The sequence below is a fragment of the Saccharomonospora xinjiangensis XJ-54 genome (assembly GCF_000258175.1).
In the GTDB taxonomy this organism is placed as follows: Bacteria; Actinomycetota; Actinomycetes; order Mycobacteriales; family Pseudonocardiaceae; genus Saccharomonospora; species Saccharomonospora xinjiangensis.
The window spans coordinates 3,622,755-3,644,275 of record NZ_JH636049.1; the positions used below are offsets into that span (position 1 = coordinate 3,622,755).

Consider the following 21,521-nt stretch of genomic DNA (forward strand, 5'->3'; position numbering starts at 1 on the left):
CGGGGATCCGGGTGAACGCTGTCACCTCGGCAGGCGTAGCGTGTGGGGAACGCCGTAATCTACCGGTCAGTAACGCCTTGCGTGTGCGCCGAAGGAGACCCATGACCAACATCGTTGTCCTGGTCAAGCAGGTGCCTGACACCTACTCGGAGCGGAAGCTCAACGAGACCGACCACACCCTTGACCGTGAGTCCGCCGACGCGGTGATCGACGAGATCAACGAGCGCGCCGTCGAGGAGGCGCTCAAGATCAAGGAAGCAGGCGACGCCGAGGTGACCGTCCTCTGTGTCGGCCCCGACCGCGCCACCGACGCCATCCGCAAGGCGCTGTCCATGGGCGCCGACAAGGCCGTCCACGTCTCCGACGAGGCCCTGCGCGGTTCCGACCTGATCGCCACCGCGAAGGTGCTCGCCGCCGCGGTGCGCAAGGTCGGAGACGTCGATCTGGTCATCGCCGGTAACGAGGCGTCCGACGGTCGTGGCGGCGCCGTGCCCGCTGTGCTCGCCGAACTGCTCGGCATGCCGCAGCTGACCCACGCCCGCCAGGTGACCATGGACGGCGGCAGCATCAAGGTCGATCGCGAGACCGAGGACGGGATCACTCATCTCGAGGCGTCCCTTCCCGCCGTGGTGAGCGTGACCGAGAAGATCAACGAGCCGCGCTACCCGTCGTTCAAGGGCATCATGGCCGCGAAGAAGAAGCCGGTGGAGACCCTCACGATCGCCGACCTCGACGTCGATGCGGCCGAGGTCGGCCTCGCCAACGCGGGTTCGGCCGTCCTCGAAGCGGCTCCGAAGCCGCCGAGGGCCGCGGGCCAGAAGATCACCGACGAGGGTGACGGCGGCACGAAGGTCGCCGAGTACCTGGTGGCCCAGAAGATCATCTGACTTCTCCGAACGACGAAAAGACAGGGAAGAAACTCATGAGCGAAGTACTCGTCCTCGTCGATCACGTTGACGGTGAGGTCAAGAAGGTGACCTACGAGCTGCTGACCGCGGCCCGCGCTCTCGGTGAGCCTTCGGCCGTCGTCGTCGGCGCGCCGGGCACCGCAGCGAAGGCGAAGGAGTCGCTGGCCGCCTACGGCGCCGCGAAGGTGTACGTGGCGGAGTCCGACGACGCCGCGTCCTACCTCGTCACGCCCAAGGTGGACGCGCTCGCGGCCGTGGTCGAGCAGGCGTCACCGTCCGCAGTCCTCGTGGCGGCCAGCGCCGAGGGTAAGGAGGTGTCCGGAAGGCTGGCCGTGCGCATCGGCTCTGGCTGGCTCGTGGACGCCGTGGGCGTCAACGCCGACGGCAGCGTCGAGCAGTCGATCTTCGGTGGTGCCTTCTCCGTGAAGGCGAAGACCACCCGTGGCGTTCCGGTGATCTCGGTGCGGCCTGGTGCCGTAGAGCCCGAGCAGGCCGAGGGCGCCGCTGCCGAGGAGACCGTGTCGCTGCCTGCCGTTGACCCGGCGAAGTCGGCGAAGATCACCGGCGTCGAGCCCGTCGTCGGGGGTGACCGTCCCGAGCTGACCGAGGCGTCGATCGTCGTGTCCGGTGGCCGTGGTGTCGGTTCCGCCGAGCAGTTCGACGTCGTGGAGAAGCTGGCCGACTCGCTCGGTGCCGCTGTCGGTGCCTCCCGCGCCGCTGTGGACTCCGGCTACTACCCGGCCCAGTTCCAGGTCGGCCAGACCGGGAAGACCGTGTCGCCGCAGCTCTACATCGCGCTCGGCATCTCCGGCGCCATCCAGCACCGCGCGGGTATGCAGACCTCCAAGACGATCGTCGCCGTCAACAAGGACCCCGAGGCGCCGATCTTCGAGATCGCGGACTTCGGTGTCGTCGGTGACCTGTTCGCCGTCGCCCCGCAGCTGACCGACGAGGTCGCCAAGCGCAAGGGCTGAAACAGCGCGCTCGGTTCGTTTCGGATCAGGCCGTCTCGCCGCAACCTGCGGCGGGGCGGCTTTTTCGAGTTCACGAGATGTGCAGGTTTCGGTCACGAACGGCATTCCCCCTTGTCGCATGCCGCCGTGAGCATCGACAGCTATGACAGCCATGACAGCCATGACGCCGTCACGACTTCTGGCCCGAACCGATCGAACGCAGCCAGAGGCGAGCCGCTACTCGCTGCTCGTCGCGAGGGACGGCGCGGACGTTCGCGCCGCACAGCGCCTCCGGTACCGGGTGTTCGCCGAGGAGATGGGGGCTCGGTTGCACACCAGCGAGCCGGGGTTCGACATCGACTACTTCGACGACTACTGCGACCACCTCGTGGTGCGGAAGGACGACACCGGTGAGGTCGTCGGCACCTACCGCATGCTGCCGCCGTCCCGCGCCACCGAGGCAGGCAACCTCTACGCGGATCTCGAATTCGACATCTCCGCACTCGACGCGCTGCGCACGTCCCTTGTGGAGACCGGACGCTCGTGCGTGCACCCCGATCACCGGGGTGGCGCGGTCATCGGCCTCGTGTGGGCGGGAATCGCGCGGTACATGATGCTGACGGGGCACCGGTATCTGATCGGGTGCGCGTCGGTTCCGCTGGGCGACGGCGGGGCGCTGGCCTCTGCCGTGTGGGACACCGTCCGTACGCGGCACTACGCGCCTGAGGAGTGCCGGGTGACGCCGTTGCGGCCCTGGGACGGCGTGGATTCGCCCTTCGAGAACACGGGACTGCCCCGGCCCGCCGTGCCGCCGCTGCTGCGCGGGTATCTGCGCCTCGGCGCGAAGGTGTGCGGGCCGCCCGCGCTCGACGTGGACTTCGGGGTGGCCGACTTCCCCGTGCTGCTCGACATTCAGCAGGTGGACGCCCGTTACCTGCGCTTCTTCCTCGGGGAGACGTCGTGACGAGCGCGCACTCGTGGGCGCCGTCCTCGCCGTGTGGTCCCGCGTGTCTCACCAGGGGTGAGGACACGGTGGCGGTGGCGCGCGTCGTCGGCCGCGTGCTGGCGCTGCTCGGCGTGCTGTGCGTCGCGGTGTTCGCCGCGGCGCCCATCGCCCTGTTGCGAGGCAGGACTCGCGAGCGTGCTGTGCGGGCGGTGTTCCGCGCGGTGCTCGCGGCCTGCGGCATCCGTCTCGTGGTGCGGGGCCGTCTCGACGGGAGGGGCAGGGGCGCGCTGGTGGTCAGCAACCACGTGTCGTGGCTCGACATCGTGGCCCTCGGCGCGGTGCGGCCCATGACGGCGCTCGCGAAGCGGGAGATCGCCTCGTGGCCGGTTCTCGGCAGGCTCGTGGCGAGGTCCGGCACCGTGTTCCTCGATCGCGAGCGCCTTTCGACACTGCCCGGCACCGTGGCGCGGGTCGCCGACGTGCTGAGGGCGGGCTCGCTCGTCACCGTCACGCCCGAGGGCACCACGTGGTGCGGGCTGGCGGCCGGCCGGTTCCGCCCCGCGTTCTTCCAGGCCGCGATCGACGCGGGTGTGCCGGTGCGGCCCGTGGCCCTGCGCTACCGGACGGAGAACGGGCGCGAGACCACGTGGCCCGCGTTCGTCGGTCCCGAGTCGCTCGTCGAGTCGGTGCGCCGGACATTGCGGCTTCGCGGGCTCGTGCTGGAGGTCGTCGTGTGCCCGGAGATCGCGCCGGGGCGGGCCGAGGGCCGGAGGGACGCGGCCGCGCTCGCGGAGGCGGCGGTGCTGGCCGCGCTGGGGCAGCGAGCACGGATGCGCACGGCACAGGTGACAACCGGGGTGACTAAGCGCTCTGTTAGTGTCCCTGGCGGTTTCCGGATATCCGAGGAAGGACCGCCGTGCCCACGCTGCACCACCGTGATCCCGTGTTCGTGCTCGAACTCGGCGCTGACGAGAACCGGTTCTCGCCGGACTGGCTGAACTCGGTCCACGGGATGCTGGACACCGTGTCGGGGCACGGTGGGCCCGCCGCGCTCGTGACGGTGGGACAGCGCAAGTTCTACTCCAACGGGCTCGACCTGGAGTGGCTTGTGGCGCACGCGGAGGAGACCCAGAGCTACGTACGTGACGTACACGAGCTGTTCGCGAGGGTGCTCACCCTTCCCGTGCCGACGGTGGCCGCCGTCAACGGCCACGCCTTCGGAGCCGGGGCCATGCTGGCGATGGCCCACGACGCCCGGGTCATGCGAGCCGACCGCGGCTACTTCTGCTTCCCCGAGGCCGACATCAACATCCCGTTCACGCCCGGCATGGCCGCTCTCATCCAGAGCAAACTGACCCCGGCCTCGGCCATCGCGTCGATGACGACGGCCCGCCGGTTCGGTGGGCCCGAGGCGAAGCACGCCGGGCTCGTTGACGCTGTCGCGGACGAGTCCGAACTCCTCGACACCGCCTGCGAGCGGGTTCGCGCGCTGGCAGGCAAGGACAAGGGCACACTCGGCGCCATCAAGAACACGATGTTCGCCACTGTCGTGTCCGCCCTGCGTTCCGAATCCTGACTCGTCGTCCTTCGCCCTCCCCGCCCTTCTCGCCCCGCCGTCACCCGCTTCCCGAAGGGTGGCCTGTGAGCTAGATTCGCAGGCGGCGGTGGGGAGACCTGGAACGACCTTCCATGTCGCGGCCGCCCACAACAGAACATGGGCACCGGAGCGCGCGCCACAAGCCCGCGCCGACGGCAACGACAAAGGAGTCACGACCGTGACCGATGGTGTATTCGGCCGCGACGGCGGCCACGAACAGGTGGTCTACTGCCAGGACCCGCAGACCGGGCTCAAGGCGATCATCGCGGTGCACTCCACCGCTCTCGGCCCCGCGCTCGGCGGGACCCGCTTCTACCCGTACGCGTCGGAGCAGGACGCGCTGAACGACGTGCTGGCGCTGTCGATGGGCATGTCGTACAAGAACGCTCTCGCGGGCCTCGACCTCGGCGGCGGCAAGGCCGTCATCATCGGTGACCCCGCCACGCTCAAGTCGGAGGCGCTGCTGCGGGCCTACGGCCGGTTCATCGAGTCCCTCGGCGGCCGCTACATCACCGCGTGCGACGTGGGCACCTATGTGCCCGACATGGATGTGGTCGCGCGGGAGACCCGCTACGTCACCGGCCGTTCCCGTGACGACGGTGGCGCAGGCGACTCGTCGGTGCTCACCGCCTACGGCGTGTTCCAGGGCATGCGGGCATCGGCGGAGCACGTGTGGGGCAGCCCCGAGCTGCGCGGCCGCCGCGTCGGTGTCTCCGGCGTCGGCAAGGTCGGCCACCTTCTCGTCGGCCACCTGGTCGAGGCAGGCGCCGAGGTCGTCGTCACCGACGTCTCCGAGGCCGCGATCGACCGGATCCGTGCCGCACACCCCTCGGTGGAGGTCGTGGCCGACAACGCGGCGCTCGTCGCCTCCGACATCGACGTCTACGCTCCCTGCGCGCTCGGTGGCGCGCTCGACGATGCCACGGTGGAGACGCTGCGCGCCGCGATCGTGTGCGGTGCAGCGAACAACCAGCTCGCGCACCCCGGCGTCGAGAAGCTGCTCGACGAGCGGAAGATCCTTTTCGCACCCGACTACCTCGTGAACTCCGGTGGCGTGATCATGGTCAGCGACGAGCTGCGCGGATTCGACTTCGAGCGGGCTCGCCGTCAGGTGAGCGCGCTGTACGAGACGACAAAGAAGGTGTTCGCCCTCGCCGAGGAGGAGGGAGTGCCGCCCGCGACCGCGGCCGACCGGCTCGCCGAGCGCCGCATGGCCGAGGTGTCCCGGCTGAGGTCGATACTCACCAGGTGATCGCATTCTTTGAGACGACGGGCGTGCGCGCATGGGTGCACGCCCGTTGCCTTGCCACCGGAAGGCAGGCGGGGTACCGGGCGGGCGAGCGGGTCGTGCTCGCCTCGGTGGTGAAGGTGCCGCTCGTGCTGGAATTCGCCCGCCAGGTGGCCGCGGGACAGCTCGATCCCACCGACCGGGTGCGCGTGACGGCGGGGGACCGTCTCGGCGGCACCGGAACGGCCGGGTGTTCCGATGACGTCGAGCTGAGCTTGCGCGACGCCGCGTTTCTCGCCATGAGCCTCAGTGACAACAGCGCCGCGGACCTGCTCTTCGACCGGGTGGGGGTGGAGAACGTCCAGGCGCTGATGACGGAACTGGGCCTGACCTCGACGCGCGTGGTGTGCCCGCCCCGCGACGTGGTGCGGAGCATGGCGGAAGAGATCGGGGCGGGCGATCCCGCCGAGTTCGCGGCCCGGTTTCCCCTGCTGACCGCCGAGGACGTGCTCGCGACGAGAGCGCTCGACGCGAAGCACACCAACGCGAGCACGCCGGAGGACATGACGAGGCTGCTCGAACTCGTGTGGACGGACAAGGCGGGGCGGCCCGAGAGCTGCGCTGCCGTGCGGGCGTGGATGGCGCAGCAGGTGAACTGGTTGCGCCTCGGCGCGGCGTTCCCTCCCGAGGTCTCGGTCGAGGGCAAGACCGGGACGTTGCCGTGCGTGCGCAACGAGATCGGCGTCGTCACCTATCCCGACGGCGGGCGGTACGCCGTCGCCGTGTTCACGCGAGTGGCCTCGCTGGAAGGCCGCCGCCCCGACATCGAACGCGCGATCGGCCTCACGGCCCGCGCGGCGGTGGAGTCACTGCGCGAGCGGTGAGACCGCGGCCGCGCCCGAGGCGTAGACGACCTCCCACGGCCGGGGTGGCTGGACGGGGCCGGGCGGCACCACCGTCGAAACGCCGTCGGAGCGCAACACCTCGGTGGCCACCTCGGCGAGCCGCGGCGCCAGCGGATGTGGGCTGGTGGCCGGCCACGCGAACGACATGCGCCAGGTCAGCGGCTCCGGCCGCAGCGGCCGCCACACCACTCTCGGCTCCTTGCGCGCGACGCCCCCGCTGTCGAAGGCCACACCGCTACCGGCGAGCACCAGCCCGAGCACGAACTCGGGATTGCGCGCGTGGTGCACGGTGGTGGGCCGGAAACCGTGCTCCCAACACGTGCGCAGCGTCTCGTCGTAGCGGCCGGGGGCAGCCGCTCTCGGGAAGAGGACGAGCCCGTGCCCGGCGAGGTCGGGAAGGGCCAGTTCGGTGCGCGCGGCCAACGGGTCGGCCCTCGGGAGCACCACACCGAGCGGGGTCTCCACGACGGGACCGAGCCGTAGATCGACCGTGTCCACCGGGTGGTGCAGCAGACCCGTGTCGAGCTGCCGGTCGGCCAGCAGGGGAAGTTGCTCCGCCGTCGTCAGCTCCTGAAGGTCGAGACGCACACCGGGACAGACGTCGGCGAACGCGCGCAGGATCGCGGCGAGAACGCGGCCGGGAACCTCGGGCGGCACCCCTGCGCGCACCGTGTCCGTCTCGCCGCGGTGGGCCTTGCCGACGAGGGTGATCATCCGGTCCCAGCGCGCGAGCACGTCCCTCGCCTCCGCGAGCAGCACGTGCCCCGCCTCGGTCAGCTCGACCCGTCTGCTGTCCCTGTCGAACAGCCGGGCGCCGAGTTCGGCCTCCAGCCTCGCGATGCGCCTGCTGAGCGGTGGCTGGGCGATGCCGAGGCGGTCGGCTGCCCTCCCGAAGTGACGTTCGTCGGCGACGACGACGAAGCTGCGTAGCGCGCGCACGAGGTCCACGCAGGGACGATACCCGTTCCGGTATCACGGTCCTTCACTGTCGATATTGGACATATAGGCGCCGGGTGTAGCTCAATGGGCCGCGTGAACGACAGAAACGACAGGAACGACACGGTGAGCCGACGCGCCGTTTTCGGCGTGGGACTCGGTGCTGCCGCCGCTGTGGCTGCCAGCGGTGGCATGGCGGCAGCGACGCGGTTGCCCGACGTGCCCGAAACAGGACGTGCGCGACAGGCGCGGCGGGCAACGCCGGGACTCTGGCTGCGCTGGTGGGGCAACAACAGCTGGGAGATCAAGACGAGAGCCGCTGACGGCACCGTGAAGACCGTGCTCATCGATCCGTGGCTGACCCGGTTCCACACCGGCACCTACTCGAAGCAAGGTGCCGACCCGAAGACCCGCGTGACCGTGGACACCGCGCTGCTCGACAGGATGATCGACTCGGGGGAGCTGCGCGCCGACCACATCCTCGTCACCCACGGCCACTACGACCACCTGCCCGACGTGCCCTACCTGGCCGAGCGGACGGGGGCCACCGTCGTCGGCACCGAGACACACGTCAACCTCATGCTCGCCATGGGAGCGCCGAAAGACCAGCTCAGCATCGCCGTCGGTGGCGAGTACCTGTCCTTCGACGGATACGCCATCCGCGTGCTGCGGTCACTGCATTCGGCGTCCGCACCGCGGGGGAAGGTGGCCTTCGCGGGAACCCGCCCCGCTGTGCCGCCCTCGCCACCCGAGTACATCCGCGACCTTGTCGAGGGCGGCACACTGGCCTACGAGGTGATCACCGAATCCGGTGCGAGCGTGCTGAACTTCGGCGGGTCCAACTACATCGAGGCGGAACTCGCCGGTCTGCGCCCCGACGTGGTGCTGCTGCCCGCCGGTGGCGGGATGGTGCCCGACTACGTTGGCAGGTTGCTGCGGGCGCTGGGCCACCCGCCATACGTGGTGCCGACCCACTGGGACGACTTCGACGAGCCGCTGTTCGAGCCCGCGAAGGACTGGGGAGGGCTGCAACCGCTGCGCGACGCGGTCACATCGGCGAGCCCGGACTCCCGCTTCCAGGTCATCGATCATCTGGAGACCTTGCGGACGTAGGCCGGGTCTTTCGCGCGAGCGGGGTGACGTCGCAGGGGCAGAGTTGACGACGGCGTTGCCGGTGACGACAACGCGGCCATCGTCGAGAGGCGAGGCGAGGCGAGGCAAGGCGAGGCGAGGCCGGGACACGTGACACGGGAAACCCGGCCCTGCCCGCGATCTCAGCCGCTCTTGCGGCGGAAGTCGCGCTTGTGCGACAGCGGGCCGTGCGGGTGAGCCATCGTGTTGCTCTTGTCCGCGTGGGACTCACCGGCCTTGTTCTTGGCCTGCTTGCGGGCGAGCGCTTCGCGGAACCGTTGCTTGACGTCCTCGTCGCGGCTGTTCCCGCCGCCTTCTGACGCTGTGGTATCGGACATGGGGAACCTCCGCGAGTCGTGCACAACCTGCTTTCCTCCACCTTGTCAGGTGCGACTCGCGGAGGCCACCGAAATACGTCAGTCCTTCTTCGTGCAGACGATCTTCGGCTGCGGGTTGTACTTCACCGTGCGCTCCTCCCTGCGCACTTCCTGACCCGTCTCGATGTCCTTGAGGATGCGGGTGTCGGTGATGGTGAAGCCCGGGGCGCCGTTGCTCGGCTGGCAGTTCTCCTTCGGGCCTTCCTGCTCGGAGGGCTGCACATGGTTGGTCTCGTCGCCGGTTTCCGACTTGACCTCGTAGCGCTTGGTTCCCCACAGCCGCACCGTGATGTCGGACGGGGTCCAGATCGTCTGGATGGCCACGCCGTGCTCGCTGTCGTTGGTGAACTTGAGGTCGATGACGCTGGAGCCGTCGGTGTCCTGGAACACGGTCGCCTCGCGCCCCTTGGGGTAGCGGCTGATGTAGTAGCTGTGCTCCTGGTGGCCCGCGTCCTTCATGCCCGCGAAGTAGTAGGCGTTGTACAGGGTGGTGGCGAACTGCGAGATACCGCCGCCCACCGCCTTGCCGGGCGCGCCGTTCTTGATGATGCCCGCCTCGACGTAGCCTTCGGCCTTGGTGCGCGGGCCGGTGTGCTCGTTGAGGCTGAAGGTCTCACCGGGCTGGACGATCGCTCCGTTGACCTCTTCGGCGACCACCCGGATGTTCACACCGGAGTCGGGCGCGAACCCGCCCGTCGTCCACTCGCCGATGACCTCCTTGATACCGAGGTTTTCGGCTTCCTCCGTGGTGATCTCGGCGGGCTTCTTCTCGTAGGTGGCGGTCAACTCCCGGCCCTCGGTCTTCTTCAGCACGTCGAGCAGCGGCCTGAGGGTCTCGTCCCACTTGATCTTGTTGCCGTCCTCGGACGGCTCCACGGTGGGCTTGTCGCCCTGGAAGACGATCGTGGCGTCCTTGCCCTCCTTCTCCGTGGAGGCCAGCTCGGCCTTGACTCCCTCGACGATCTTCTTCTGGTCGATCTTCGGGACGAGCGAGCCGTTCTTCGCCTCGAAGGAGAGGCCCTTCGCGATCTCCTCGGGTTCCAGCACGCCGTCGGCGCCCTCGCCGTGCACGATCACCGGACCGGACATGGCAGGCTGCGCGACCTCACGCATGGCCTTCTCGACCTGTTCCATCGGCACGGTCACCGGGGTGGACGTCACGGGGAGCGAGAGCCGCTCACCCGAGGCCCAGTGCGTGAGGATGGCCTCCCTCGCCTGGTCGAGCTGAAGCTGCTGCCCCTGCTTGGGTTCCACGGCCTTCGGCTGTGCGCCCTCGAAGACGACATCACCCTCGACGGGCTTCTGGTCGATGTTCTTGCGCAGCGCCTTCATGGCGTTGTCGAACTGGTTGGGCTCGGTCTGGGTCACCACACCGAGCTCGGTGGTGGTGAAGAAGGAGGCGATCCGCGTGAAGGGGTTGAGCGGCTGGTCGCCTGCCTGCTCCAGCGTGGCGTCCCAGTCGAGTGTGAGGCCGGATTCCTTGGGGTTCAGCTCGCCCGACACCTCGCCCGCACTGTACGCGACCGGCTGGGTGAGCCTCGGCTCGATCTCCTCGCGCAGCACGTCCTCCGCTTCGGAGTCGCTCATCCCGCCGACATCGACGCCTGCCACGGTGACACCACGGGGAATGTCGCCGCTCGTGATGAGCAGGTCGAGGCCGTACAGCAGGACGAGGAATCCGAAGACGGCGGCAGCGATGATCCCCGGCTTGCGCCAACGCTGGGGGCCCGCCGCCTGCTGACCCTCCCCGCCGGGAGCGCCGTGCGGTGGCGCGCCACCGCCGAGGTCGCCACTCTGCCCCATGGCGGAGAACTGCTGTGTCGGCCCCTCGTATGGGACGTGCTGGATCTGTTCCGTGGCGTTCGGATCGGGCTGGGCCTGCCGCGCATCAACTCGCGGCAGTATGTCCGTTTCTTCGCTGTGCGATTCGGGCCACTGGCGATTCTGCTGCAAGGCAACCCCTTCACGTCCGGCGTCCGGCCAGAACTCCGCAGGCCAAGATACGGGTGCTCGCGATCGCCGTGCCATGAACCCCCCGTTTCGTCCGCGATGACATAGACGCAGGTCACAGGCTTGACGTGCGAATCGGAACAGTGTTACCGGTGCCGGTTCCGATGGCTCCGTGCTGATGTACCAGTTTCATTTCATTGCGATAGCTCTTTTTCTGGGTACCCGCCAGTGATCGGATGCCGAGAAGTGCCGCCCGCACCGCAAGAGGAGGTTCCATGCGTGTCACGGCCGACGATGTCAGGACGTTGCTCACCAGCAACGACCCGACGGCCCGGCTCGTCCTGCACGAGGGGGGCTTTCGCGTACTGGGGGAGAAGCAGTGGCGCTCTGCCGACTACGCCGGTGCGCTGGAGGTGGCGGGCAGGCAGGAATTGCGCGACCAGCTCGGCGGCGTGGAGCTTTCCGCCGCGGACTACGAGCGCATCGCGGCAGGGCTCACCGTCGAGATCACCAACCAGGGCGGCTGACCGCGACCGTGAGGATGCTCGCCATCTCCGACACGCACGTCCCCCAGCGGGCGCGTGAGCTTCCCGAACAGGTGTGGCGCGAGGTCGAAGCCGCGGACGTGGTGATCCACGCCGGTGACTGGGTCGCCGAATCGCTGCTCGACCGGATCGAGGACAGAGCGGCAAGACTGGTGGCCGTGTACGGCAACAACGACGGCCCCGCCCTGCGGAGCAGGCTGCCCGAGGTGGCGAGGGTGGAGCTGGCCGGTCTCCGAATGGCCGTCGTCCACGAGACCGGCCCGGCCAAGGGGCGCGCGCAGCGGTGTGACCGCCTGTTCCCCGACGCCGAGTTGCTGGTGTTCGGTCACAGTCACATCCCGTGGGACGACGTGACGCCCGGCGGGCTGCGGCTGCTGAACCCCGGCTCGCCCACCGACCGGCGCAGGCAGCCTGCCCGCACCTATCTCACGGCGACGATCGCGCGAGGGCGTCTTGACGACGTCGAACTGCACGAGCTGCCGGGACGGGAGAGCCGATGAACCCGGCAGGAGTGCTCAGACAGATCGCGCTGTACCTCGAACGCGGAGGAGCGCCGACCTACCGCGTCAGGGCTTTCCGCAGAGCCGCCTCCGTGGTCGAGGGGCTGTCGCAGGAGGAACTCGAACGCAGGGCGGCGGAAGGAACGCTGACGGAGCTGGGCGGCATCGGCAAGACCACCGCGAATGTCATCGGCGAGGCGCTTGAGGGGCGCGAGCCCGCCTACCTGACCGAGGTGGCAGGCGGAGCGGAGAACCTTCCCGACGGTGGCGCTCTGCTGACGGCATTGCGTGGCGACTGCCACACGCACTCCGACTGGTCCGACGGCGGCAGTTCCATCGAAGAGATGGCCGAGGCGGCCCGCGAACTCGGCCACGAGTACATCGTCCTCACCGATCACTCGCCGCGGTTGACGGTGGCGCGGGGGCTCAGCGCCGAGCGGCTTCGCAGGCAGTTGGAAGTCGTCGCGGGGCTCAACACCGTCTACGAGAGCGAAGGCAGCCCGTTTCGCGTCCTCACCGGTATCGAGGTCGATATCCTGGAGGACGGCTCGCTCGACCAGGAACCCGATCTGCTCGCGGAACTCGACATCGTGGTGGCGAGCGTGCACTCCCACCTGCGGATGGAGCGGAACCGGATGACCGAACGCATGGTCACCGCCGTGTCGAACCCGCACGTCGATGTGCTCGGTCACTGCACGGGACGGTTGGTGACCGGCAGAGGGAGGCCGGAGTCGGAGTTCGACCCCGATACCGTGTTCGGCGCGTGCAGGACCAACGACGTCGCAGTGGAGATCAACTCCCGTCCTGAGCGGCTCGATCCACCCCTACGTCTGCTGCGCATGGCTCGTGAACTCGGTTGCCGGTTCGCGATCGACACCGACGCGCATGCGCCTGGTCAGCTCGGCTGGCAGCCCTACGGCTGCGCGCGGGCTCTCGACTGCGGGATCGGGGCCGGGGAGGTGGTCAACACGATGACCTCGGAGGGGCTTCTCGCGTGGGCTCGTGGTGACTGAGATCGCGTGCCGTTCGACAAAACGGGTACGGGCGTACTAGAAGGGGAGCGTGTCCATGCCCCGTTTCCCCGCCCCGGTGAGCGACGACGCCGTCTCGCCCCTGCGCCACCGGCCATTCGTGCTCATGCTTCTCGCCGCGGTCGGCACCTTCGGCGGGTTCGCGCTGCTGCTGCCCGTCGTGCCGTTGTGGACCGTGCATCAGGGCGCGGGTTCGGTGGTCGCCGGCGCGTCCACCGGGGTCTTCATGGCCAGTACCGTGCTGGCGCAGTTCGCCGTCCCCGCGTTCGTGAGAGCGTTCGGCTACCGCGCCGGTCTGGTGCTCGGGGCTCTGCTGATCGGGGTGCCGACGCCGCTGCTGGCCGTGTTCGCCTCCGCTCCCGCCATCCTCGCCGTGTCGTTCGTGCGCGGCCTCGGTTTCGGTTTGCTCACGGTGTGCGCGAGCGCGCTGATCGCCGAGTTGCTGCCCTCGGCCTCGGTGGCGCGCGGCTCAGGACTCTACGGGCTCGCCGTGGGAGTGCCGCAGCTCGTCGGGTTGCCCTCGGGCACGGCCATCGCCGAGAACTGGGGATTCGTGCCGGTGTTCATCCTGGCGACCGCGCTGCCGCTGGTGGCGCTGCTGCCGACCCTCGGTGTGCCCAGGTCACGCCCCAAGGACGACTCCCTGCGGGGAGGGCTTCGAGGTGCTCTCGACGTCGCGGGGACCACCTGGCGGCCGTGGTTGCCGATGCTCGCGGTGTCCACGGGCTACGGCGCGCTGGCGACGTTCCTGCCGATCGTGCTCGACCCGTCCACGGCGGCTGTCGCGTTGCTCGTCGCACCGGGCGCCGCGATGCTCACCCGCTGGCTCGCGGGGCACTACAGCGATCGCACGGCCGCGCCCGGTCGCATGCTGTTGCCCGCGCTCTTCGCCGGTGGTGCGGGACTGCTCGGCTTCGCGCTCGTCTCGGAATCGGGTGGGTCCACTGCCGGTGCCGTCGTGGCGGTCGTCTCGGTGGCCGTGTTCGGCGTCGGCTTCGGTGTCGTGCAGAACGACGCGCTGGTGGCGATGTTCGCCCGCACCCCGGCCGCTCAGGCGAGCGTGGCCTGGAACGTCGCGTTCGACGCGGGACAGGGGCTCGGCGCCGTCGCGGTCGGGGCGCTGATCTCGGCTACCACCGTGGGCACCTCGTTCACGCTGCTCGCGGTCGCGGCGCTGGCGGTGCTGCCGGTGGCCTGGCAGGCGGGCCGCGCGCCAAGACGAAGCGGTTAGGCTGACGGCGTGGCTTCAGTCGTCATCCTTGACTACGGTTCCGGCAACCTCCGCTCCGCCGAACGCGCCCTGCGGCGCACAGGCGCCGACGTCGAGGTGACCTCGGACCATCGTGCGGCGCTGGAGGCCGACGGCCTCGTCGTGCCGGGTGTGGGAGCCTTCGCCTCGTGCATGGAGGGATTGCTCTCCGTGCGGGGCGAGCGCATCATCGGCACCCGCCTGGCTGGTGGGCGGCCGGTTCTCGGCATCTGCGTCGGGATGCAGATCCTCTTCGAACGTGGTGTCGAGCACGACGTCGAGGCGAAGGGCCTCGGGGAGTGGCCGGGAACGGTCGAGCGGCTCGACGCCGATGTGCTGCCTCACATGGGCTGGAACACGGTGAACGCGCCGCCCGATTCGGACCTCTTCGCGGGACTCGATGCGGACACCCGCTTCTACTTCGTGCACTCCTACGCCGTTCGGCGATGGGAACTGCGGTCGGAGCTGCCGGGACGACAGCCGAAGGTCACCACGGCTCACCACGGGGAGGAGTTCGTCGCCGCGGTGGAGAACGGGCCGCTGTGGGCCACGCAGTTCCACCCCGAGAAGTCGGGCGACGCGGGCGCGCACCTGCTCCGCAACTGGGTGCGGACCCTCTGAGGTGCCGTGACGTCGCCGGTTCTTATAGTGGCCCGGTGAGTTTCACACTACTTCCCGCCGTTGACGTGGCCGATGGACAGGCCGTGCGTCTCGTGCAGGGCGAGGCAGGCACAGAGACCTCCTACGGATCGCCGCTGGAAGCGGCGCTCACCTGGCAACGCGACGGTGCGGAGTGGATCCATCTCGTGGACCTCGACGCCGCGTTCGGCAAGGGCTCGAACCGTGAGTTGCTCGCCGAGGTCGTCGGCAAGCTGGACGTGGACGTGGAGCTGTCCGGCGGCATCCGCGACGACGAGTCGCTGGCCGCGGCCCTCGCGACCGGTGCCCGCCGCGTGAACCTGGGCACGGCCGCCCTCGAGGACCCGGAGTGGAGCGCCCGCGTCGTCGCTTCCCACGGCGACCGCGTCGCCATCGGGCTCGACGTGAGGATCACCGAAGAGGGGCACCGGCTCGCGGCGAGGGGCTGGACCAAGGACGGCGGCGATCTGTGGGAGACGCTGGAGCGGCTCGACCGTGACGGCGCCCAGCGTTACGTCGTCACCGACGTGAGCAAGGACGGCACCCTGCGCGGCCCCAACCTGGAGCTACTGCGGGAGGTCACCGCGCGAACCGACGCCGCGGTGATCGCGTCGGGCGGCGTGTCCAGCCTCGACGACCTGAGGGCACTCGCGGGCCTCACCCGCGACGGTGTGGAAGGCGCGATCGTCGGAAAGGCGCTGTACGCGGGAGCGTTCACACTGCCGGAAGCCCTCGCGGCCGTCGAGAAGACCGCGTAGCCCGGACCTGGAGCCCACCCTCGACGGCAGTCAGCCGTCGAGGGTGATGGCGATGCCTACGGTCCGCCGTGGGCGGGGCAACTCAGGCTTTCACCTCGCGACAATGGCTTCCGCGATATCGCGGTCGAGTACCTATTGTCTAGTTCAGCTCATGTTCGCCGTCGTCGAGAAGGCCCGGGCACAGGTTTACGATGGCAGACGCATCGAGTGCGGCCAGCTCCTTGGGCTCCATTTTGTGCAGTCCGCCACCGTAGACACGGCCGCCGTGGCGTAAATCGTCGGCAGTGAGGGAAAGCAACGCGTGGTGGACTTTCTTGATCCCTTCGGCATCCGCATCGAGAAAAGCCTGAAGACGAGGCTTGGGATAGAGCATCAGGAACATGTTGGTGGCGATTGCGTCCGAGCGATTCAAGATGAACCGGAACGGGCGGACGAGGTCAGCACCTCGGCCCATGTAGGTGAGGATGAACGGCGCTGGATCACGCTGCTCCTGCCGATACCAGGGGTTCCGATGCCGGACGAGAAACCCGGCAAGCACCTCCTCCGGGGCGCGGGCGAGGTACGCGGCGAGTGCTGGATCGCTTTTCCTTAGCTCACCCAGCGATTTTCCGGTGTCGATGACGACCAGTTGTGGATCGGTGTCTGCATAACCGTTCGATGCCGTTTCAACAACGTCGCCCTTGATGTAGCGGGGGCTCGGAAGGAGGGGCTTCAGATTTTCGGGACGAAAACCGTAAGCTTGCGCCTCTGCCACTGTCATGACAAAGAATTTCTTCGATCCGGTGGCTATACCGCGCCGGATCTTGAAGAAATCGGCAAGCCTCGGCCCGGAAGCGTTCTGCTCCTTCGCCCGGTACAGCGCACTCCACTTCGCAGCGGGTCGCAGATCGGTGACCTTGCGCCTGTGGTGGTCGCGTGGCGCGGATACCGTGCCGCCGTAGGTGAAGTCAGCCACATCGTCGGCGTTCGGTAGGCGATTCTCGAACACAACGACAGCGGACGTCACCAGGGCGTCGGTGAATTGCAGGTCGGCGGGGTCGAAACGGTGAACCCGTCGCAGCGTGACATGCGTTGTCAGGTACTCCTTCAAGGCGATACCGTAGTTCACGTCCATGAACTCTGCCGGGATGAGCCACGCGGAGACAGCGCCGGGACACAATGTTCGATGACTGAGAAGAATGAAGTAGAGGTAAAGACCCGAGAGGCCGCTCGGTTTGATGCCGGTCTCCCTCACGGACATCGCGGCTGCATTCGCCTTGGTGTCACCGTTTAGGTGGTGGTGCCGCACATACGGAGGGTTGGCGACGAGCAGCGTCGCGGAATCCCGAGGCCGGTTGCGCGGGACGAGGAAGTCGCCTTCGGTGACTTTCAGGCCTGCTGGGCCCCACAGTTCTCGTGCCGCGCGAGCGAACCGGCGATCGATTTCGATTCCTTCGGCGGACTCGATCCGATCGCCTTCCGTCGCAGCGAGCAGCGCCGAGTAGAACGCTCCGCTCCCGCAGGAAGGTTCGAGAAAGCGAACGGGGCGGGCTCCGTGCAGGCTGAGTGCGTAGTCCACAATGTCTCTGGCGAGCACCGGCGGGGTTGCGAACTGGCCTGCCCTGTTGCGCTCCGACGCTGACCGCTCGGCGTCGAGTTCTTTCTGAACCTCCAGGCGGCGACGTTCGGCCGCGCTGAGGTCAGAGACCGGCGATTGCGAAATCATCTGGTCTGTGCTCCCATACCCAATCGAGCCCCTCCGAGGCTTCGTAGCCCAGGTATCCGGCATCGAAGTAGCCGCAGAGGAACAGCACCAGTCGGATGTCGTTCCCGTAGGTACTGCGTAGTTGTCGAATCTTGGTGGCTTCTTCCTTGCGTCGCTTGTTCGTGTTGGTGAAGTCACCCGCCGACTTCGCTTCAATGAGCAATGGAAAACCGTTCGGAAATGGCGTATGGGGTTGAATCACAGCGTCGATCGGCATATTGATGGTCCGCTGTCCGTCCTCGGAGCGGACGGGAACGTTCTGCCGGAACGAGAATGTTCCGCGTGGCATCGATTCCAGTGACTGAGAACCGGGATGCTGCCGCTTTGTGTAGCCGCGCGCCACGAGCCAATCCTCGATGACACCGAGTTGCCGGGCCTCCTGAGCGTTTCGAACGATCGGGTCGGCGACCGCACCGCAGCGCCGATCGCTCACGACGACCGCTGCCAGCTCGCGTTGCTGGGGGTCGGGCGCTCGGTTTCCGTCCAGCCAGTCGAACAGCCCGCGGTCCAGGAGTTCGTCGATGACCGAGCAGATGCTCTCCAAATGTTTGTCGAGGTCGGCCACACTCATACGGCCGGGGAGGTTTCCACTCTCCAGCTTCTTGACGAACCCGTTGGGCAGGGAGGCGAGACCGGTCAGGCGGTCGCGGGCGATAGGCGGCGCGGTAGCCATGCGCAAGGTCGCGACGATTTCAGGCCGTTTGCGAATCACGTCCGGGGTGATGCTGCGCATCTCTGTCGTAGCTGCGAAAAGGTCTTCCACATCGTTCACGACCACCTTGCGGGTTTCGCGGTACGCCCGAGGTGCGGCGTCGAGGAACCACTCGTTGTAGAGGGTCACCGACGCGAAGACGTCGGCCCGCCACATGAGCGGCTTGTCGGCATTGATCGGCACGCGGGCAAACTTAGTCGCCCGTGCAGACAGCCCTTGAGCGCCCCGCCGTCGGTGACCACTCTGCTGGCCACCGTGGTGAACGGCGACGTGCTTTTCCGAGAGCGACTTGGGTAGGTGTCGGAGTCACGCGTGCTCGGGCGAGAGGGCTGAGTGTTCCGCTGTCCCGCTTCACCTGCCTGCGGCCTCCGGTTCGGCCGGAATCGCAGGGCTCCTTTGCTCGCCGGGGAAGGGCTCCGAAAGGCCGGTCTGTCCCCGGTTCAGCGTCGGGCCGCAGTCCCGGAGCGGGGAGTTCCCTGCGCGCTCCTCGACCCAGGCCGCGGACCGTTTCGCGTAGGCACGCAGTTCGGCCAGCAGTTCCGGCGAAGGGACGGCCGACTTGCGTACCCAGTCGCCGTGCGGTTCGCCCTGGTAGACGTCGAAGTGGATGGGGTGGTAGTCCCGTTGCAGCCTCGGGTCCCAGCCGATGCTGGTTCCGCTGCTCCACGGCTCGCGTACGTGCACGAACGTCGGCTTGGCAACCGTGTAGACGTAGTCGGCCTGCGCGCGGCGATCGCCTTCTCTCGCCATCTCGGCGAACTCGGCGTGTGTCAGACCCGCCATGTCGATCAGTTCGAGCCTGCTGGTGAGCGACGAGCCACCGAGGTCGGGAATCAGCAGCGACGCCTTGTCGAGCCCCACAATGTCGGCGTAGCCGTTGAACACCCTGCCGAACCGGTCGGCCACGTAGCACGCCGAGATGTTGGGGTCTTTCCTGAACTCCTCGGACGCTTCCGCGAACGCCACCCCGGATGGCAGCAGCGTCGCGACGAGACCGGCGGCCAGCCACGCTCGCACCCGGACGCTCACCGAGCGCAGCACCTCGACGGCGGCCAGCGTGGCGGCCAGTGCTCCGAGCACCCATATCGGGGTCGCGAACCGGTACTGCCCCATCCAGTCGGGTTCGAGCACGGCGTAGGCGATCACCGCGAGACTCAGGGGGACGAGCAGCGCCGCGAAGCCTTGCCGCCACCACGGCGCCCTCGACACGGCGACGGCGATGAGCGCCATGATCAGGAGGACGGCCAGTGCGCCGAGATAGGCGACGAGTTCGCCGGGCCTCGTCATATCCGCCAGTGTGGGAATGTCTTGAGCCTTCGCCACGGACGGCATCGACAGCCACTGCCCGAACGTCGCGTATCGCCAGCCGAAGTAGGCGCCGACGGGAACGGCGAAGGCCGCCGTGGACTCCACGCACCGCCGCACGCTCACCGCGACCGTGTCGCGCCGCAGCTGGGTGAGCAGCACAAGGGGGTACGTGCCCGCGTAGATGAGGCCCTCGGGCCGGGTCAGCGCTGCCAGCGCCGCGAGACCACCCGCCGCCAGCGCCACCCTCGTGGTGAGCAGCCGGTTGTCCAGGACCGCGCCGAACAGGACCACCGCCTGGCCGGCGAGCAGCAGAGCGTAGAGGGGATTCTCGAGACCCGAGAAGCTCCAGATCACGAACGAGGGGATGGCGGCGAGCACGGCCCCCACGACGAGCGGGACGAGCCATGCCCGTGATGAGAACACCTTGCGCGCGGCCACGTAACTCAGCGTGAGAATGCCGGCACAGCACACCAGTGCCAGCGCCTTAGGAAGCAGCACGTAGTCCGGAATGCCGAAGATCGTGCCGTTGTCGAAGATCCCGGCGAACCTGCCGAGCACGAGGAGCAGCAGCCACGTCGGGTTCGAGTAACCCTCCACGGGGGGAGCTCCAGGCTGAACCACCGGCCCGAGCCCCTCGGCGACGCTGCGAGCGTATGCGAACGTGATGGCGGCGTCGTCGATCAGCCAGTTGCCGAACAGCAAGGCGTGGACGCCGATCAGCGCGGTGCCTGCCGACACAGAGGCGATGGGGGCGAAACGAGCGCGTCGAACCTGCCCCGCACGAGGCGTTGCGCCGTCCCCCGGCTGTGGTTCGTGGACGGTTCGCACGTCCCCCACCGAGGCGAGTGTCATGGCATTACTGTAGAGAGCTGCCCGGTAGCCCCACGTTCGGGCCATGCGCGGTCGGGTGAGGGCGAGCGGGGGCGTCACCTGGGACGGAGCCGGAAGGCGTCCGGTTAGGCTGGTCGCATGTCCGTCGCGGTGAGAGTCATCCCCTGTCTCGACGTCGATGCGGGTCGGGTGGTGAAGGGCGTCAACTTCGCTGACCTGCGGGATGCGGGGGATCCCGTCGAACTCGCAAGGCGCTACGACGCGGAGGGCGCGGACGAGCTGACCTTCCTCGACGTCACGGCGTCGTCGGGCAACCGCGAGACCACGTTCGATGTGGTGCGCAGGACCGCGGAGCAGGTGTTCATCCCGCTGACCGTCGGCGGTGGCGTTCGCAGCACGGACGACGTGGACCGGTTGCTGCGCGCCGGAGCCGACAAGGTGAGCATCAACACGGCCGCTGTGGTGAGGCCGGAGCTGCTGCGCGAGGCGTCGCGCCGGTTCGGCGCACAGTGCGTCGTGCTGTCGGTCGATGCGCGGAGGGTGCCCGACGGCGACACACCGACCCCGTCCGGGTTCGAGGTCACCACTCACGGTGGGCGGCGGGGCACCGGTATCGACGCTGTGGAGTGGGCGGCGCGCGGAGAGGAACTCGGGGTCGGCGAGATCCTGCTGAACTCGATGGACGCCGACGGCACGAAGCAGGGCTTCGACCTCGAACTGATCGAACTGGTTCGCGCCGCGGTCAGAGTGCCGCTCATCGCGAGTGGCGGCGCGGGCACGCCCGAGCACTTCCTGCCCGCCGTGCGGGCTGGCGCCGACGCCGTGCTCGCCGCGAGCGTCTTCCACTTCGGCGAGATGAAGATCGCTGACGTGAAGGCCTCGCTGAGGGAAGGCGGTGTGGAGGTCCGGTGAGCGAACTCGACCCCGAGATCGCGCGACGGCTCAAGCGCACCCCGGACGGGCTCGTGTGCGCCGTGGTGATCGAGCACTCGACCTCGCGAGTGCTGATGGTGGCGTGGATGGACGACGAGGCACTGCACCGCACGCTCACCACGCGCAGGGCGACGTACTTCTCCCGCAGTAGAGGCACGTTGTGGGTGAAGGGGGAGACGTCGGGCCACACGCAGCACGTTCGCGAAGTCCGTCTCGACTGCGACGCCGACACTCTGCTGGTGAGGGTCGATCAGACCGGACCGGCGTGCCACACGGGCAGTCACACGTGCTTCGACGGCGACGAGCGGGTGCTACTGGCAGACCACGAGGCGTGAGCGTG

At 68.4% G+C, this 21,521-nt stretch carries 22 protein-coding genes; 16 read left to right on the forward strand and 6 right to left on the reverse strand.

The window, feature by feature from the left end:
• The first annotated feature begins 101 nt into the window (after positions 1 to 101).
• The 7 genes from SACXIDRAFT_RS16490 to SACXIDRAFT_RS16520 all read left to right on the forward strand — a co-directional run bounded on the left by SACXIDRAFT_RS16490 (position 102) and on the right by SACXIDRAFT_RS16520 (position 6,516).
• Positions 102 to 887, forward strand: a complete 786-nt coding sequence (locus tag SACXIDRAFT_RS16490; RefSeq protein WP_006239744.1) for an electron transfer flavoprotein subunit beta/FixA family protein — start codon at positions 102 to 104, stop codon at positions 885 to 887.
• Between the two features lie 35 nt (positions 888 to 922).
• The gene (locus tag SACXIDRAFT_RS16495; RefSeq protein ID WP_006239745.1) at positions 923 to 1,882 is read left to right on the forward strand and encodes an electron transfer flavoprotein subunit alpha/FixB family protein; all 960 of its coding nucleotides are present in this window, start codon (positions 923 to 925) and stop codon (positions 1,880 to 1,882) included.
• 160 nt (positions 1,883 to 2,042) lie between these two features.
• Positions 2,043 to 2,825, forward strand: a complete 783-nt coding sequence (locus SACXIDRAFT_RS16500; RefSeq protein ID WP_040922725.1) for a GNAT family N-acetyltransferase — start codon at positions 2,043 to 2,045, stop codon at positions 2,823 to 2,825.
• The gene (locus SACXIDRAFT_RS16505; protein WP_006239747.1) at positions 2,822 to 3,805 is read left to right on the forward strand and encodes a lysophospholipid acyltransferase family protein; all 984 of its coding nucleotides are present in this window, start codon (positions 2,822 to 2,824) and stop codon (positions 3,803 to 3,805) included. Before SACXIDRAFT_RS16500 ends, SACXIDRAFT_RS16505 begins: the two co-directional genes overlap by 4 nt.
• Entirely contained in the window at positions 3,724 to 4,383 is a 660-nt protein-coding gene (locus tag SACXIDRAFT_RS16510) for an enoyl-CoA hydratase-related protein (protein WP_040922229.1), read from the forward strand. Before SACXIDRAFT_RS16505 ends, SACXIDRAFT_RS16510 begins: the two co-directional genes overlap by 82 nt.
• Positions 4,384 to 4,582: 199 nt before the next feature.
• Entirely contained in the window at positions 4,583 to 5,656 is a 1,074-nt protein-coding gene (locus tag SACXIDRAFT_RS16515; protein WP_006239749.1) for a Glu/Leu/Phe/Val family dehydrogenase, read from the forward strand.
• A complete protein-coding gene (locus SACXIDRAFT_RS16520) occupies positions 5,653 to 6,516 on the forward strand; it encodes a serine hydrolase (protein WP_006239750.1) in 864 nt (287 codons plus the stop codon). Before SACXIDRAFT_RS16515 ends, SACXIDRAFT_RS16520 begins: the two co-directional genes overlap by 4 nt.
• Here SACXIDRAFT_RS16520 and SACXIDRAFT_RS16525 read toward each other — a convergent pair.
• The gene (locus tag SACXIDRAFT_RS16525; protein ID WP_006239751.1) at positions 6,499 to 7,485 is read right to left on the reverse strand and encodes a LysR family transcriptional regulator; all 987 of its coding nucleotides are present in this window, start codon (positions 7,483 to 7,485) and stop codon (positions 6,499 to 6,501) included. The two genes, SACXIDRAFT_RS16520 and SACXIDRAFT_RS16525, sit on opposite strands and share 18 nt — an antisense overlap.
• 75 nt (positions 7,486 to 7,560) lie before the next feature.
• Between SACXIDRAFT_RS16525 and SACXIDRAFT_RS16530 the strand changes: the two genes are divergently transcribed.
• Positions 7,561 to 8,586, forward strand: coding sequence for an MBL fold metallo-hydrolase (locus SACXIDRAFT_RS16530; RefSeq protein WP_006239752.1), 1,026 nt, complete (start codon positions 7,561 to 7,563; stop codon positions 8,584 to 8,586).
• A gap of 161 nt (positions 8,587 to 8,747) precedes the next feature.
• On the opposite strand, the gene SACXIDRAFT_RS16535 is transcribed toward SACXIDRAFT_RS16530, so the two are convergent.
• Positions 8,748 to 8,942, reverse strand: coding sequence for a DUF5302 domain-containing protein (locus SACXIDRAFT_RS16535; RefSeq protein ID WP_006239753.1), 195 nt, complete (start codon positions 8,940 to 8,942; stop codon positions 8,748 to 8,750).
• A gap of 78 nt (positions 8,943 to 9,020) precedes the next feature.
• The gene (locus SACXIDRAFT_RS16540) at positions 9,021 to 10,934 is read right to left on the reverse strand and encodes a VanW family protein (protein ID WP_040922230.1); all 1,914 of its coding nucleotides are present in this window, start codon (positions 10,932 to 10,934) and stop codon (positions 9,021 to 9,023) included.
• A gap of 272 nt (positions 10,935 to 11,206) precedes the next feature.
• Between SACXIDRAFT_RS16540 and SACXIDRAFT_RS16545 the strand changes: the two genes are divergently transcribed.
• Genes SACXIDRAFT_RS16545 through priA form a run of 6 tightly spaced genes read left to right on the forward strand, consistent with a single transcriptional unit; the run spans position 11,207 to position 15,653 of the window.
• Positions 11,207 to 11,458, forward strand: coding sequence for a hypothetical protein (locus SACXIDRAFT_RS16545; RefSeq protein WP_006239755.1), 252 nt, complete (start codon positions 11,207 to 11,209; stop codon positions 11,456 to 11,458).
• A gap of 8 nt (positions 11,459 to 11,466) precedes the next feature.
• The gene (locus SACXIDRAFT_RS16550; protein ID WP_040922231.1) at positions 11,467 to 11,976 is read left to right on the forward strand and encodes a metallophosphoesterase family protein; all 510 of its coding nucleotides are present in this window, start codon (positions 11,467 to 11,469) and stop codon (positions 11,974 to 11,976) included.
• Positions 11,973 to 12,989, forward strand: a complete 1,017-nt coding sequence (locus SACXIDRAFT_RS16555; RefSeq protein ID WP_006239757.1) for a PHP domain-containing protein — start codon at positions 11,973 to 11,975, stop codon at positions 12,987 to 12,989. The genes SACXIDRAFT_RS16550 and SACXIDRAFT_RS16555 overlap by 4 nt, the downstream gene beginning before the upstream one ends.
• Before the next feature lie 55 nt (positions 12,990 to 13,044).
• Positions 13,045 to 14,238 carry an MFS transporter gene (locus SACXIDRAFT_RS16560; protein ID WP_006239758.1) on the forward strand — a complete coding sequence of 398 codons (1,194 nt, stop codon included), beginning with the start codon at positions 13,045 to 13,047 and terminating at the stop codon, positions 14,236 to 14,238.
• 9 nt (positions 14,239 to 14,247) lie between these two features.
• Complete coding sequence (gene hisH / locus SACXIDRAFT_RS16565) at positions 14,248 to 14,877, forward strand: imidazole glycerol phosphate synthase subunit HisH (RefSeq protein WP_006239759.1); 630 nt, start codon at positions 14,248 to 14,250, stop codon at positions 14,875 to 14,877.
• 35 nt (positions 14,878 to 14,912) lie between these two features.
• Positions 14,913 to 15,653, forward strand: a complete 741-nt coding sequence (priA, locus tag SACXIDRAFT_RS16570) for a bifunctional 1-(5-phosphoribosyl)-5-((5-phosphoribosylamino)methylideneamino)imidazole-4-carboxamide isomerase/phosphoribosylanthranilate isomerase PriA (protein ID WP_006239760.1) — start codon at positions 14,913 to 14,915, stop codon at positions 15,651 to 15,653.
• 139 nt (positions 15,654 to 15,792) lie between these two features.
• Here the strand turns inward: priA and SACXIDRAFT_RS16575 are convergent, their stop codons facing one another.
• The 3 genes from SACXIDRAFT_RS16575 to SACXIDRAFT_RS16585 all read right to left on the reverse strand — a co-directional run bounded on the left by SACXIDRAFT_RS16575 (position 15,793) and on the right by SACXIDRAFT_RS16585 (position 20,269).
• On the reverse strand, positions 15,793 to 17,358 hold the full coding sequence (locus tag SACXIDRAFT_RS16575; RefSeq protein WP_006239761.1) for an Eco57I restriction-modification methylase domain-containing protein: 1,566 nt from the start codon (positions 17,356 to 17,358) through the stop codon (positions 15,793 to 15,795).
• Positions 17,333 to 18,292, reverse strand: a complete 960-nt coding sequence (locus SACXIDRAFT_RS16580; protein WP_006239762.1) for a XamI family restriction endonuclease — start codon at positions 18,290 to 18,292, stop codon at positions 17,333 to 17,335. The genes SACXIDRAFT_RS16575 and SACXIDRAFT_RS16580 overlap by 26 nt, the downstream gene beginning before the upstream one ends.
• Before the next feature lie 168 nt (positions 18,293 to 18,460).
• Positions 18,461 to 20,269 carry a hypothetical protein gene (locus SACXIDRAFT_RS16585; RefSeq protein ID WP_040922232.1) on the reverse strand — a complete coding sequence of 603 codons (1,809 nt, stop codon included), beginning with the start codon at positions 20,267 to 20,269 and terminating at the stop codon, positions 18,461 to 18,463.
• A 117-nt stretch (positions 20,270 to 20,386) separates the two neighbouring features.
• Between SACXIDRAFT_RS16585 and hisF the strand changes: the two genes are divergently transcribed.
• Together hisF and hisI are read left to right on the forward strand one after the other, a co-directional pair.
• The gene (hisF, locus tag SACXIDRAFT_RS16590) at positions 20,387 to 21,160 is read left to right on the forward strand and encodes an imidazole glycerol phosphate synthase subunit HisF (protein WP_006239764.1); all 774 of its coding nucleotides are present in this window, start codon (positions 20,387 to 20,389) and stop codon (positions 21,158 to 21,160) included.
• Positions 21,157 to 21,516: a phosphoribosyl-AMP cyclohydrolase gene (hisI, locus tag SACXIDRAFT_RS16595; protein ID WP_006239765.1), complete on the forward strand. Its 360-nt coding sequence runs from the start codon at positions 21,157 to 21,159 to the stop codon at positions 21,514 to 21,516. The genes hisF and hisI overlap by 4 nt, the downstream gene beginning before the upstream one ends.
• Positions 21,517 to 21,521 lie beyond the last annotated feature (5 nt).